Genomic DNA, 12689 nt, shown 5'->3' on the forward strand with positions numbered 1-12689 from the left:
TATGTACCACTCCCACTGTGGTACGCGGATAGGTCAGGCATGAAGCGCCTCGCCTGGCTTGCGTGCCCGATTGCCGTGTTGCTCGCGATCGGGCTTATCGACCTCGACGGGCCACTGCGCGCGGCGCATCTGCTGTGCTTCGGGCTGGCGTTGCTGTGCGGCGTCGGCGCCGCGCTCGGCATTGCTTATACGATATTGGCCGGCGCGCTGGTGCGGCGCTTCTTTGCGCGGACGAGCGCCGAGCCCACCAGCTATCCGCCGGTGACGATCGTCAAGCCGCTGCACGGCGACGAGTGGACCTTGCTGAGCAACCTGTCGAGCTTCTGTCAGCAGGACTATCCGGGCCCGGTGCAATTCCTGTTCGGCGTGCACGATTCGGGAGACCCGGCGCTGCGTACGGTCGAGCAACTGCGTCTGCTGCATCCCGAGGCGCATATCACGGTGGTGGCCGACGCGCGTTTGTATGGGCCGAATCGCAAGATGAGCAACATCCTCAACATGCTGCCCGAGGCGCGCCACGACATGCTGGTGTTTGCCGACAGCGACGTGAGTGTGGGGCCGAGCTATCTGCGCAACGTGATCGGCGAATTGCAGAAGCCAGGCGTGGGGCTCGTGACCTGTGTCTATCGTGGCCAGCCCGATCCCGGTTTCTGGCCGCGGCTCTCGGCGAAGGCGACCAATTACCAGTTTCTTCCCGGGGTCGTGACAGGCCTCGCGCTGGGCATGGCGCGTCCGTGCTTTGGGCAGACCATTGCGATGCGGCGTGCAACGCTCGAGAAGATCGGCGGCTTCGCCCAGTTCGTGCATCACCTGGCCGAGGATCATGCGATCGGCGAAGCGGTGCGCATGATCGGCGAGAAGGTGGTGATTCCGCCGTTCACGGTGTCGCATGCGTGTGTCGAGACCAGCGCGGCCAAGCTGATCACGCATGAGTTGCGCTGGAGCCGCACCATCCGGACCATCGATCCGATCGGTCATCTGGGCTCGGCATTGATTCATCCGCTTGCTTTTGCCCTGATGACCGTGATGTTTTCAGGCGGCGCAGCATGGGCTTGGTCGCTCGCGGCAGTGGCGCTGGTCGTGCGCCTCGGGCTCAAAGTGCTGTCGGATCACGCGTTGCGGCAACCGCATCGCGACCTGTGGCTGCTGCCGTTCTGGGATATCGTGTCGTTTTCGATCTTCGTGGCGAGCTTCTTTTCGACGCGGGTGATCTGGCGAGGCTTCAGCTTCAAGGTAGACGGCAACGGATTGCTGTCGCCGGTCCAGGACGAGTAATACGGAATGCAGATTTTCTTTGAAGGCCGCACGGCGCGGCATGAGCGGGGCTTGTACCAGCGCCGCGCATTCACGGCGGCCACGAGGTTCGCGATGATGTTCCCGATCGCCGGGGCGGCAAACGTGCAGCGGGCGGTAGCAGCATGATGAAGCATCTGGGCCGCCTGGCTGCGCTCGCCGGGCTGATTGCGTCGCTCTGGCTGGTCATGCACGACAACCCCGGCGCGGTGCTCGGACTGATGCGCGCTGCGGGCGCGGGCCTGGTGGTGGCAGGACTCGCTCACGTGCTGCCGATGCTGGCCAACGCGCGTGACTGGCAGAGCCTGATTCGCGGTGCGAACCGGCCGAGTCTGGCGGGCATGTGGCATCTGGTGTGGGTCCGCGAATCGGTCAACAGCATGCTGCCGGTGGCGCGCATAGGCGGCGAGGTGGTGTCGTTTCGCCTGATGCGGCGTCGCGGACTGCGCGGCTCGACGGCGGCGGCGAGTCTTGTCGTCGATATGCAACTTACGCTGATCAGCCAGCTGATGTTCACGCTGGTGGGCATCGGCTTCCTGTTCGCTCATGCGGCCTCCGGCACGCTGCGGCTCGCTGCCGATCTGGCGTGGGGCATCGTGGCGCTTACGCCGCTCCTCGTGCTGTTTGCGCTGGTGCAGCACGCGAGCCCGTTCGAGCGCCTCACGCGCATGCTCAACCATGCAACCAGCGGAAAGCTGGCAGCGCTCGTCGGTCAGTCGGCGCAGATCGATCGGTCGATCAAGCTGATCTGGCGCCGGCGTGGCGTGGTGTTGCGTTATCTGTTCTTCTGGCAACCTCTGCAGTGCGTGTTGACCGCGCTGGAGATCTGGCTCGCGCTGTATTTCCTCGGTGTGCAGGTGAGCTTCACCGAGGCCGTGGTGATCGAGTCGTTGATTCAGGCGGTCAGCAGCGCGGCGTTTTTTGTACCGGGCGGGCTGGGGGTGCAGGAGGGCGGCTTCGTGCTGATCGGCGGCGCGCTGGGACTCGATCCTGCAACGTGCCTTGCGCTGGCCGGCGCGCGGCGAATTCGCGATCTGCTGATTTTCGTGCCGGGGTTGTTTGCGTGGCAGATTGCCGAGTCTTCCGGCAAGGTGCGGGGCCGACTGGTGAGCGCGCTTGCGCCGAAGTTGAGCGCTGGGGATGGGGAGAAGGTTTGAGGGTGCTTCCGGGACACTGACGCCGCATGCGCCCATCTTTCAACCGCCGTGCCGCATCACCATCAACAACAGCGAAAGCGTCACCAGCGACCCTAATGTGGACAGCAGAATCGTCCGCGACGTGATGTGCGCTTCACGCCGATAGAACTCCGCGAGCATGAACGGCCCGGTGCCGGTAGGCAGTGCCGCCAGCACGACAGCTATTTCCACCAGCATCGGCGACAGTCCGAACACACGCGCGGCGAGCCACCAGGTCAAGGCGGGTTGCAACAGCAACTTGGCGCCGGTGAGCGACAGCGCAGCGCCCGGTTTCGCCGCCGAGGCTACCCGCTTTTCGGCCAGGAACAGCCCAAGGCTAACGAGTGCGCAAGGACTCGCCGCGCCACTCAGAAGCTTCAGAAATGTCTCCGCGCTTGGCGGCAACGTGATGTGAACGCCGGCGACCAGCACGCCGACGATCGGCGACACGATCAGCGGATTGCGCATCAGCGCCCCCACCACCTTCAGTGCCAGCCGATGCGGCGTTCGCTCGGTTTGCAGACCCACTTCGATCAGGACGATGGCGATTGCGAACAGCACGCACGCGACGAGAATCGTCGCGATCGTCGTCGGCGTCAGGCTGGCCGGCCCAAAGGCGATCAGGCACAGCGGAAAGCCGATGTACCCGGTGTTCGGATATGCGCCGGCGATCGCATCGACGCTGGCGTCGGCTAACGGCCGGCCGCTCAACAGACTCGCGGCAAGAATCAGCACGAAGACCCCAGCGCAGGCGAGTGCGAAAGAGACGACAAACGCCGGTTGGTATAGCTGATGCCAGGTCGCGTGGGCCATCGTGTCGAACAATAGCGCGGGCAACGCAAGCCAGACCACGAAGCGGTTCAGTTCCGACGCGGCAGCCGGACCCAGCAGGTTGCGCTTGCGGCAAACGAAGCCCGCAAAAATCAGACCGAATACGGGGAGCAGAATCTCAAGGGTCGATAACATCGGTGCGGCTGGCCGGTGGGCAAGGAAAAGAGGATTCGCCAGCGTAGTGGTTCACGTTGATACAATCAAATACCGTTTCTGGTGCTCGACAATACCTTTTTTGCATCGTGATCGACGTCAAACCACTCCGTTACTTCGTGACGCTTGCCGAGACTCGCCATTTCGGCCGGGCCGCGGCGCGTCTTCATCTCTCCCAGCCGCCGTTGAGCCGCCAACTGGCCGCACTGGAAGCGAGTCTCGGCGTCACGCTGATTGAGCGCAGTCCGCACAGCGTGACGCTGACGGCCGCAGGCGAGCGCTTCTACGCGGATGCCAAGGCGATTCTCGGCGCCATCGAACAGGCTGCGCGCAACGCGCAAGCCGCAGCACACGGCGACGCCGGGACGCTTGCGATTGGTTTTACGATGTGTGCTGCGTATAGCGTGGTGCCTGGTTATGCGCGAACCTTTGGGGCGGCGTATCCGGAGGTGGCGCTGAACCTGCGTGAAGTGGTGTCGAACGATCTGGCCGCACAGGTGCTGGCCGGCCAGATCGACGCCGCGATCATGTTTCCGAGTGCGTCGAACAAGGGACTGGAGACGCGCACGATTGTCAGCGAGCCGCTGTGTGTGGCGCTATCGCGAAGCCACCCGCGCGCCCGGGCGCGGCGGTTGAAAATTGCGCAACTGGCCGGGGAGCCTTTCGTGCTCGCCTCCGAGGAAGTTGCGCCGACTTTGCGCGCTACCATTCTGGAGCACTGCCGGTCCGGTGGCTTCGCGCCCGATATCCGCTTCGAAGTGCAATTGCAGCAGACCGTTCTGAGCCTGGTCGACGAGGGCGTGGGCGTTGCGCTCGTGCCCGCTTCGATGCGCAAGGCGCAGCTTGCCGGTGTGGTGTTCCGGCCGTTGGCCGACGCGCCGATGATCGAGCAGGTGCTGGTGTGGTCGCCGGTGAATCGGAATCCTTGTCTTGCGCGGTTTCTGGAGTTGGCTTAGGGCGAGCGACGATGGGGCGGAGAGTACGCCGATCCATCTGACCGAAGTTAGGAGAATGGCAGCGCATGCACGCCACGCCGCTCTTCGATCGCATGCAATAGGGGACTATCCGGCGGGAGGCGGACGAAGAACTGAGGCGGGTGGAAACCTGCTGAGGCTTCGCGCAATTCGACTAACGAAACTGCACCGGGGAGACGCTCGGGATTCTGCAGACTCAAGGCAAAGCCTTTTGAGAGCCCTTCGAAGTATGTGAAGAACTCGCTGCGCGTGATACAGCAGACGTCGGCAAACCGCTTCCATAAAGTCGAGGGGGCAAGCGAGTGCGCGGCGCTTACCCTGGCGTAGCCCACCACGCGTCCGACGGGTAACTTAACGTAGATCCACACGACGGTACCGGCCTTGACGTTCATGGCGCGTCGCCGGAGTTCGACGTGTTTCTTCCCAGCGAAGATGTTCTCCGCGTGACGTTCCTCTAGCGAAATCAGGACATGTTCTGTTTCATCCATGGGGGAACCCCTCAGCGAGGATTGCTTGCAACTGTGCGTCATCGATTTCGCGGGTAGTAAGCAGGTGAGTAGGGCTGCCGCAGCCAAGGGACTCCAGTTTGGCGCGGGTCACCGGGCGCTTGAAGCAGATTAAATTGTCGAAGGCCGTCACGGTCTTGATCTTCGAGTGGCCTATTGCCGCGAGTCCAGCAGCATCGAGCACGGAAGGGTCCAGATCGGAGTGCTCCATGGCTTCCTGAGATTTTAGATACGCATGCTGCACACGCGCAAGTGCGACGACAGCGCCTAGTCCCCCGTTGCCGGCGGATTCATAGAACAGGACCAGGTGGCCGCGTTTAAAGTGTTTGAGCGTCTTCTTCCCGCTGAGATAGTGCTTCTCGCTATGTAGCGCCGCACGCGGATGAGGAAGCAGACTTCTCTGTGGCAAATGACCGAGAAGGTGTTCAGCGAAGTCCCTGCGTACGGGAGAGATCACCGCTGGCCTCCCCGGCAAGGCTATGATGACGGGTGCCAAAAGTGATTCAAGCGCCATCAACGGCATATGAGTCGGGTTGCCGTCGGGCCTTACCAGGCGAAGGTGCTGATCGACGTTTCGGAAGGCCGGGGGAGAATCGGGCAGTCTCAAGCGGGCTACCTCAACTAGCTGATCGTTGCACTCGCTCCAGTTCACTTCTGTGACTACTCGCCCAAGCACTACCTTGGTGAGCGAGGTTTCCTCCGCGGTCCCTCCGAAGCCGAGTGTCGAAGCAACTTCGCGTACACGCGCTTGATGGGGAGGAAATTCTAGTCTGATCTGAGTCGCTCCCGAAGTCGACGCTTGTTCGATCAGGTGACGTAGCAATATGCGAGTGACGTTCAGCGCGTTCGGTTGCGTTTCGTCAACGCCGATACGCGCGTGAATGCCGCTCCCCGGCGCAAGCTTTGGCCACATCAGATATCCCAGGAGCGTTTCATCCCGCCAGATCCCTTGCCTGACGCAAACACGCTCGTTTGAGCCGACTGCGGCCCACGTAGAAAACATGGTCGGACCGCGAAGTCCCAGGTCAGATAGGAGTTTGCGAACTGCCGCATCATCGTCGGCCGTTATTCGCGTCAGCGCTAGCGTGTCATTCGACGTTGTTTCGAAGACCTCTTCGCGAGCGGTCCAGGTATTCAGATCCTTGAAGGCTGTGGGCGAAATAATCTGGATGCCATAGTCTTGCTTCAGTCGCGCCGCCGCGTTCAAGATCGATGAGTCGTTTGTGATTAACCCGGTGAGTCGATGATGAATAGCGGTTGCCAAGTGACGAAGGTCGGAAACGTCATTGGCACTCAAAGTTCCGGCTTGATGCTTTGCGGGAAAGACGATTGAACCGAGCTGAGCGGCCAAGGCGTTCCAGTCCTCGTCGTTGGGGCATGGAAAGGTGGGGAAAATGCGCGCGTACGCGAGCATCGGATCAGTTCGCCCTTCGGTAGCGGTCCGCGTCAATTCAGCATTGATCTCCATGCTCAGCGCTAGCTGACAGGAACCCATTCGTTCAGCACGGAAAAGGTCCAGGGTTTCTTCGTTTCTACGCCTGCGCGGTCCAAGGTCAAACAGCACATTTAGATCGAGCAGGAAGAGCGGGACATCCGTACCGGGGGTGAAGTTGAGTCCCAACGGGTCGCTGGCTCTTATTCCGCTTGACGCAAAAAGCTGCGGAGTGTCAAGTTCGTGACTCCTGACCAGGATTGTCCTCTTGCGTGTCTTTCCGCCTGCTTCCATACGTTGCACATAGAAGTCCTGACTGTGCCAGAATTTGTTAGCTTCGAGGAGATCTTCCGCGACTCGTGCATATACCGAAATAAATGCATGCTCTGTTAGATATCTCTTGAGATGGTCGAGCATACGTTCAGCCACGCCGCGCTTTCGGAATGCCGGCGAGACGAAAATTTGTAGCACATGCGCCTTCGGATGCCGGGCATCAAATAGGAGATGTCCGGCATAGATGCTGGTTGTGTCTTGCTGGCGAATGGCTACGAATAGTTGTTCTTTCCGGGCAAAATCGTTGAAGACACTTGCGGGGAAGAAGCCCAGAGCGTTCTTTTCTCCGTCTGCCGCTTGGACAACTGTCTCGATAAATGACGCAGTGTCTGCGAACTGATCGAGAATGAGGAATTGGTCTTGCGCGGTTCGCATCTCTTACAGGCCCTCCTGGTACCTCTCGTCAGCCCGGGAAGCAGCGGCTGTTGATCGGTATCCAGCGATCTCAATTTAATAAATAGTCCTTTTTATATGAAACGGAAAAAGACCGAATCAGGGCGATAACGATAGCATCTTTGACGACGCTGTAGTAGATCTTTGGCGGTTCATTTTTCACATCAGGTCATGTGGTTCCGTACGTCTTATGATCTTCTTCCAGCCGAATCCGACGGGATTCAATCAAGGCATGTCCATCGTGGGAATAGCATGCTGGAAGCCAGGTCCGGCACCCTGAGGTTACCTATGCACCTCAATATGAACAAAATCTGCGATCATCGCAGACACTCCAACAATCCCCTCTTTCCTGACCATGCCCCAGCTCGAAACTGATCGCCTCATCATGCGCCCGCACGGCCTTACCGACTACGACGACAGCTTTGCGATGTGGTCTGATTCCGAGGTGACCCGCTTCATCGGCGGTCAGCCGTTCACGCGCGAGGAGGTGTGGGCGCGCCTGCTGCGCTACGTCGGCCATTGGACGCTGCTGGGCTTTGGCTATTGGGCGGTGCGCGACAAGGCAAGCGGCAGTTTTGTCGGCGAGGTGGGCTTCGCCAATTTCCGGCGTCAGATTGAACCGCCGCTCGACGACATGCCAGAGGTGGGCTGGGCGCTGGCGCCCGCCGCGCATGGACGGGGTTACGCGACCGAAGCGGTGCGTGCGGCGTTGCGCTGGGCCGATGCAAAATGGCCCGGCGCCGATACCGCCTGCATCATCGCGCCGGAAAATACCGCGTCGCTGCGGGTGGCGCAGAAGTGCGGCTACGTGGAGTGGGCCCAAGGGTCCTACAAAGGCAAGCCGACCATCCATTTTCGCCGGATGGCGGACCCGGTTTGAACGTGCTGCTGGACCGCGCAAGCGCGCGGCCCAGCAGCCGCTAAGGCGACTTCACACGCATCAAGCGCCAGCTTCCACCGCCGGCGTTTGCCGCTGCGCAATCAGAACCGCAAGGCGTTCGCGCTGATTACCTTGTGCGTCGAAATTGCGTTCATCGAGCCACTGAGCGAAGCCGTCGCGCACTGCCGGATATTCGCTGTCGATGACGGAGAACCATGCGGTATCGCGATTGCGGCCGCGCGTCACAATAGCCTGGCGGAAGATGCCTTCGAACTTGAAGCCATAGCGTAGCGCGGCCGCCCGCGACGGCGCGTTCAGCGCATCGCACTTCCATTCGAAGCGCCGGTAACCCAGGTCCTCGAATACATACTTCATCAGCAGCGCCATCGCGTCGCTTGCGATGCGGGTTCGCTTCAGCCGTGGCGAATAGGTGACGTGGCCGACTTCGATGACGCCATTGGGGGCATCGATGCGCATCAACGCCAGCGTGCCGATGGCCTTGCCGGTCGCCAGATCGATCACCGCATGGTGCATGGGGTCGGTGAGTGCGGCGGCCCTGGTCAGATGCTCGCGATACGCTTCGAGACTCTGGAACGGCCCGACGGCCAGATAGGTCCAGTCGCGGCCGTCCTTGGCTTCGCTATAGGACTCGTAGAGGTCTTTGACGTGCCGCTCCACGTCCACTCGCTCGATCCGGCAATAGCGGCCGACGAGCGGTTCGCGGCCGGGCAGTTGCGCGCCCTTCCAGTCGGGCACCGGCGTGCCGATCGGCTGCATGTATTCATTGAGTTGTTGTGTCACTTCTCTTTCTCCTTGCTTCGTGTTGTGCGGCCTGGCGTGACGTGCGAGGCCGCTTCACACCACTTCGTGCCGTTGATCCGATGCTGCATAGATAGCCTTCAACAAAGACGATACGCCAAACGTGGTATGTTAAAAAGATCCACGAAACCAGTATTTGATGGGTCCAGTAACGATGATCGAAATCATAGGACCGTTGGCGCTCGGCGCCGTGACACCGGGCGGCAAGCCATTGCCGTTGCAGAAGCAATTGATCGAGCGTCTGCAAGCGGCGATTCTGGCGGGGCGGTTGCCGGCTGGCGCGAGCTTGCCGTCGTCGCGGCTGCTCGCGGCGGAACTCGGCGTTTCGCGCAACACGGTCGTCATCGCGTATGACCAGTTGCTCGCGGAGGGCTACGTGGTGGCTGATCGAAGGGGCACGCGCGTCAGTTCGCTGTCGAACCCGACCTCCCGAACCGTCGCGCATCAGGATGCGGCCGCCGCTGAGGTGGCTTACGCGACGCGGCTCGCCCCGTTCGCCGCCATTCCTCCGCACGCCGGCGGCGCGGAGGTGTTGACTCCGGGTACGCCGGCGTTGGATCGCTTTCCGCTTGCGGCCTGGCGCCGCTCGCTCGAACGGGCCATGGAGCGAGCCTTGCCCGATCTGCTCGGCTACGGCGTGCCCGCTGGGGAGCCGGCCTTGCGCGAGGCCATTGCAGCACACCTGCGAGTGGCGCGCGGCGTGCGTTGCGACAGCTCGCAAGTGGTCATTACCGAAGGCGCCCAGGAAGCGCTCAACCTGTGTGTGAGTCTGCTCACCAATCCCGGCGATGTCGCGTGGGTCGAGGACCCAGGTTATCGGGGCGCCAAGGCCGCCTTCAATCTCGGCGATCTGAAAACGGTGCCGATGCGGGTCGATCAGGAAGGCATGGCCGCACCGCCGGAGGCCTGGCGGGACAATCCGCCGAAGCTGATTTACACCTCGCCTGCGCATCAGTATCCGACCGGCGCGGTGCTCTCCGTGGCGCGGCGGCTCGAACTCATCGCGCAGGCAAGACGCGTCGGCGCCTGGCTGATCGAGGATGACTACGACGGCGAGTTTCGCCACACCGGCGAGCCGATCGCCAGCATGCAGGGGCTCGTGCCCGACGCGCCGGTTCTGTATATCGGCTCGTTCAGCAAGACGATGTTTCCGGCGTTGCGTATCGGCTTTGTGGTGCTCCCGCGCAGCATGGTCGCGCAGACGCGTATCGCGCTACAGGAACTGCTGCGCGGTGGCCACCGGCTCGAACAGGTGGCCTTGGCGAACTTTTTCGAAGCGGGCGAATTCGGCCGTCACCTCGGGCGCATGCGCCGTCTCTACCGGGAGCGGCAGCAGGCTTTGCGCGAAGCGTTAGCGGTGCATTTCGAGCCGGCGCAGATTCTTGGCGGCAATTGCGGCATGCATCTGACGCTGAGGTTGCCGTCGAGCATCTCGGATCGCGCGGTGGTGGATCTGGCGCAGCAGCAGCGGATCAATGCGCGAGCGCTTTCCGGGTTCGCATTGCGGCCGTGCGATGAAGACAACGGTCTTGTGATTGGCTATGGGAATACGCCTGCGGAGCAGATTGCGGCTGCGGTCGGTTTGCTGGCGCAGTGTGTGAGCGAAGTGGCGGGAGCGCATCCTTCTTGTCGCTGAGATAGACGTGAGCTGGGCGTATCTCGCTCGTGAGGCGGGTCGTCGGCCGGGGCGGTCGCTCGGATCTCAAAACCTTGATTCGGCCCCGTGCCTGACGATACCCGAGTGCGACTCAGCTACGCACTCTGCAAACAAAGTGCTTGTAGCGCCTCGCAGTTACCAGATGCGTCCGAGGAGGACCGATTAATAATCGCCGGCGCCAATCGTAGTGATCTTGTGGGCGTTGTCGTTGCTGGGCTCCAATACGTCGCAATCGGCTTTACCGATCTCGTACTCCCACTCCCTGACGATCTCGGCGAGTTCGCGGCAAGCGGATTTCAGGCTTGTATAGGTCATCCCGCCTTCCTGCAGCCAGTGCTCCAGGCTGGATGGACTCCGCCAGGTTTTGTCGGAATAGACCCAGATCGCGCGGCCTACCGCATCTGGATCATTCGTCCTCCGAAGCTGCTTGGCATCCGCAGCTAGCCGGATTGTTCCATGCAAGTCGCAGCGCTGAAAGGTGGTGTTCTCGAAGCTTAAATTGACGTGTACATCAAGATGAGGCGCCTGTTTAAGCGTAACGTCTCGTAGATATACCGTGCTGGAAATTGCATGGAACTTGTTTTCCGTTAGCCAATTTGCATCCATGTTGACCTCTTCGATGTGAGCGAACGTCTGACTCTGGAGCGCCAGGTCAGTAACTTCGCCGCGCAAGTTGATTCAACAGCCACTCGCGGCGCTTCGGGTCCACGGAGGGTGTTCGCACTCCGCTGCCTTCGAGGAAAGCGTAAGCGGGACTTGCGAGTGAAACCATGTGCAAATTGGCCTGGATGACGGTCCATAACGAGCTTCCCGGTAGGTGATTTTCAAGCGCCGCTGCGCCAATCTTCCGCAGCTGTAGAGCGGGCGATTACGCTGCTTCCGGGCGTCGTGCGATTCGCGCTCGCACCTCGGGTGATGCCAGGCAGGTGGCAACTGCCTCGTATCCTGGCGCACCACGGTAAGGCGCGACGCGGCTGGGTGGACTATGATTTGCAGGGCAAAGGATGATGGCCTCATCCGATCCTACTGCCGCAAGGTCCAGGATCGCTGACGAGCGTGTCATCAGGAAGAGCGGCTTTGCCCCGGATTTCGCGCGTTGGCGAAGATAAGTGATCAACGCCTCCTGAGTGGGCTGGTCGAGACCCTCTTCGACCATATCCACAACCAGGACAGCAGGACCATCAGTTTCCAGGGCGACGAGCAAGGCAATCAAGGCTTCAGATTCTACTGCGCCCTCATCGACAAGCCACCCCAAGGCCTGATGAACGCGCGACTCGAGAGCCGGATCGGTCTTCAGCAGATCCAGCGCCGTAGCGCACCGATGTTCCAGTCGGTCCAAACCCAGGAAGACTGCGTCAGGCAGAGTTTCTGCTAGACGACGGGCCAGCCGGGTCTTTCCGCTGCCAAGCGAGCCGATGATGTAGTTCAGCGGGCGAATCTCGCGAAGCTCGAACCATTCGCCACCCCAAGGCCATGGAAGCGCAAATGCTGTACTGATTTTCGTCGAGCAATTGAGCAGGCTCGTCAACTCTCCATCGGCGGGCATTTGCCCCCGGGCGAGACCGGCCCGGATACTTCGAACCTTGTCCAGCTTACTGACGAGCTCATGAATTTGATTGTCCAATACTGTTTCGTGGGCCGCTAAAGCTGTTCCCAGACTTTGGGGTTCACCATTCAACACCCGTGCAATCTGGGCGAGACTGAGCCCGAGCGTGCGCAGGGCCACAACCTCGGCAGCACGAATCATGTCGTCGGGACCATACACTCGGTATCCTGCTCCGGTTCGACCGGGGCTTATCAGTCCCTCCTGCTCATATAGCCGCAATGCTTTGATTGATACACCGAGGCGTCTTGCTGCTTCTGAAGCATTCAAACATGGAGGAGAAGAACTCATGACCCACCTCTTTGTTGTCGACCGAGTGCAGCCAGTATGAGGTTGGCCCCAAGGGCCGGGTCAACAAGATATTGAGCCGTTCCCGTGTCACTTTCCTTACCGTCTACGATCGCCGTTGCACCTTGTCTTGGCTGGCAGGTTCCAGGGCAGAAGCGCATTGTAGTCGTCGAGGGTTGTCGCTCGCCACGTGCGCCGTTTGCTGTGCGGCTAGCAGCGTCACCAATCCCCCCTCGCTATGCTCTAACACCCATATGCAGGAAGAACGGAACCGTCAGTTTGACGCGGCCCGAACCTGGACCAGGGACTGGTTTTAGCGGATAAACATTTGCATCCGCAGGTCATATACTGG

General features: G+C 60.9%; 11 protein-coding genes. 5 read left to right on the forward strand and 6 right to left on the reverse strand.

Annotated features, from left to right (window positions below; genetic code table 11):
- Positions 1-39 precede the first annotated feature (39 nt).
- Together hpnI and AC1ECK_RS15700 are read left to right on the forward strand one after the other, a co-directional pair.
- Positions 40-1275: a bacteriohopanetetrol glucosamine biosynthesis glycosyltransferase HpnI gene (gene hpnI / locus AC1ECK_RS15695; protein WP_480321065.1), complete on the forward strand. Its 1236-nt coding sequence runs from the start codon at positions 40-42 to the stop codon at positions 1273-1275.
- A gap of 143 nt (positions 1276-1418) precedes the next feature.
- Positions 1419-2450, forward strand: coding sequence for a lysylphosphatidylglycerol synthase domain-containing protein (locus AC1ECK_RS15700; protein ID WP_480320651.1), 1032 nt, complete (start codon positions 1419-1421; stop codon positions 2448-2450).
- Between the two features lie 39 nt (positions 2451-2489).
- Here the strand turns inward: AC1ECK_RS15700 and AC1ECK_RS15705 are convergent, their stop codons facing one another.
- On the reverse strand, positions 2490-3434 hold the full coding sequence (locus AC1ECK_RS15705) for an AEC family transporter (RefSeq protein ID WP_480320653.1): 945 nt from the start codon (positions 3432-3434) through the stop codon (positions 2490-2492).
- 107 nt (positions 3435-3541) lie between these two features.
- Here AC1ECK_RS15705 and AC1ECK_RS15710 point away from each other — a divergent pair, with 107 nt between their 5' ends.
- Positions 3542-4408 (forward strand): LysR family transcriptional regulator, encoded by an 867-nt coding sequence (locus AC1ECK_RS15710; protein ID WP_480320655.1) that lies wholly within the window; start codon positions 3542-3544, stop codon positions 4406-4408.
- 47 nt (positions 4409-4455) lie between these two features.
- Here AC1ECK_RS15710 and AC1ECK_RS15715 read toward each other — a convergent pair whose 3' ends face one another.
- Both AC1ECK_RS15715 and AC1ECK_RS15720 read right to left on the reverse strand, forming a co-directional pair.
- On the reverse strand, positions 4456-4914 hold the full coding sequence (locus tag AC1ECK_RS15715; RefSeq protein ID WP_480320657.1) for an ASCH domain-containing protein: 459 nt from the start codon (positions 4912-4914) through the stop codon (positions 4456-4458).
- Positions 4907-7072, reverse strand: a complete 2166-nt coding sequence (locus tag AC1ECK_RS15720) for a GNAT family N-acetyltransferase (protein WP_480320659.1) — start codon at positions 7070-7072, stop codon at positions 4907-4909. The genes AC1ECK_RS15715 and AC1ECK_RS15720 overlap by 8 nt, the downstream gene beginning before the upstream one ends.
- Before the next feature lie 373 nt (positions 7073-7445).
- On the opposite strand from AC1ECK_RS15720, the gene AC1ECK_RS15725 reads away from it, so the two are divergent.
- Positions 7446-7970: a GNAT family N-acetyltransferase gene (locus tag AC1ECK_RS15725; protein WP_480320661.1), complete on the forward strand. Its 525-nt coding sequence runs from the start codon at positions 7446-7448 to the stop codon at positions 7968-7970.
- A 60-nt stretch (positions 7971-8030) separates the two neighbouring features.
- Here the strand turns inward: AC1ECK_RS15725 and AC1ECK_RS15730 are convergent, their stop codons facing one another.
- The gene (locus AC1ECK_RS15730) at positions 8031-8747 is read right to left on the reverse strand and encodes a GNAT family N-acetyltransferase (RefSeq protein WP_480321067.1); all 717 of its coding nucleotides are present in this window, start codon (positions 8745-8747) and stop codon (positions 8031-8033) included.
- A gap of 196 nt (positions 8748-8943) precedes the next feature.
- Here AC1ECK_RS15730 and pdxR point away from each other — a divergent pair, with 196 nt between their 5' ends.
- Positions 8944-10425, forward strand: coding sequence for a MocR-like pyridoxine biosynthesis transcription factor PdxR (gene pdxR, locus AC1ECK_RS15735; RefSeq protein WP_480320663.1), 1482 nt, complete (start codon positions 8944-8946; stop codon positions 10423-10425).
- A 183-nt stretch (positions 10426-10608) separates the two neighbouring features.
- Here the strand turns inward: pdxR and AC1ECK_RS15740 are convergent, their stop codons facing one another.
- The gene (locus tag AC1ECK_RS15740) at positions 10609-11118 is read right to left on the reverse strand and encodes a hypothetical protein (RefSeq protein ID WP_480320665.1); all 510 of its coding nucleotides are present in this window, start codon (positions 11116-11118) and stop codon (positions 10609-10611) included.
- Positions 11119-11314: 196 nt separating this feature from the next.
- A complete protein-coding gene (locus AC1ECK_RS15745) occupies positions 11315-12340 on the reverse strand; it encodes a MerR family transcriptional regulator (RefSeq protein ID WP_480320667.1) in 1026 nt (341 codons plus the stop codon).
- Positions 12341-12689: the final 349 nt, after the last annotated feature.

Source organism: Paraburkholderia sp. SSBN10T (assembly GCF_056619545.1).

What these genes read in the sequence shown, in the direction of transcription:
- hpnI (WP_480321065.1), top strand. Translation starts at nt 40, where the DNA reads ATGAAGCGCCTCGCCTGGCTTGCGTGCCCGATTGCCGTGTTGCTCGCG.
- AC1ECK_RS15700 (WP_480320651.1), top strand. Translation starts at nt 1,419, where the DNA reads ATGATGAAGCATCTGGGCCGCCTGGCTGCGCTCGCCGGGCTGATTGCG.
- AC1ECK_RS15705 (WP_480320653.1), bottom strand. Translation starts at nt 3,434, where the DNA reads ATGTTATCGACCCTTGAGATTCTGCTCCCCGTATTCGGTCTGATTTTT.
- AC1ECK_RS15715 (WP_480320657.1), bottom strand. Translation starts at nt 4,914, where the DNA reads ATGGATGAAACAGAACATGTCCTGATTTCGCTAGAGGAACGTCACGCG.
- AC1ECK_RS15720 (WP_480320659.1), bottom strand. Translation starts at nt 7,072, where the DNA reads ATGCGAACCGCGCAAGACCAATTCCTCATTCTCGATCAGTTCGCAGAC.
- AC1ECK_RS15725 (WP_480320661.1), top strand. Translation starts at nt 7,446, where the DNA reads ATGCCCCAGCTCGAAACTGATCGCCTCATCATGCGCCCGCACGGCCTT.
- AC1ECK_RS15730 (WP_480321067.1), bottom strand. Translation starts at nt 8,747, where the DNA reads ATGCAGCCGATCGGCACGCCGGTGCCCGACTGGAAGGGCGCGCAACTG.
- pdxR (WP_480320663.1), top strand. Translation starts at nt 8,944, where the DNA reads ATGATCGAAATCATAGGACCGTTGGCGCTCGGCGCCGTGACACCGGGC.
- AC1ECK_RS15745 (WP_480320667.1), bottom strand. Translation starts at nt 12,340, where the DNA reads ATGAGTTCTTCTCCTCCATGTTTGAATGCTTCAGAAGCAGCAAGACGC.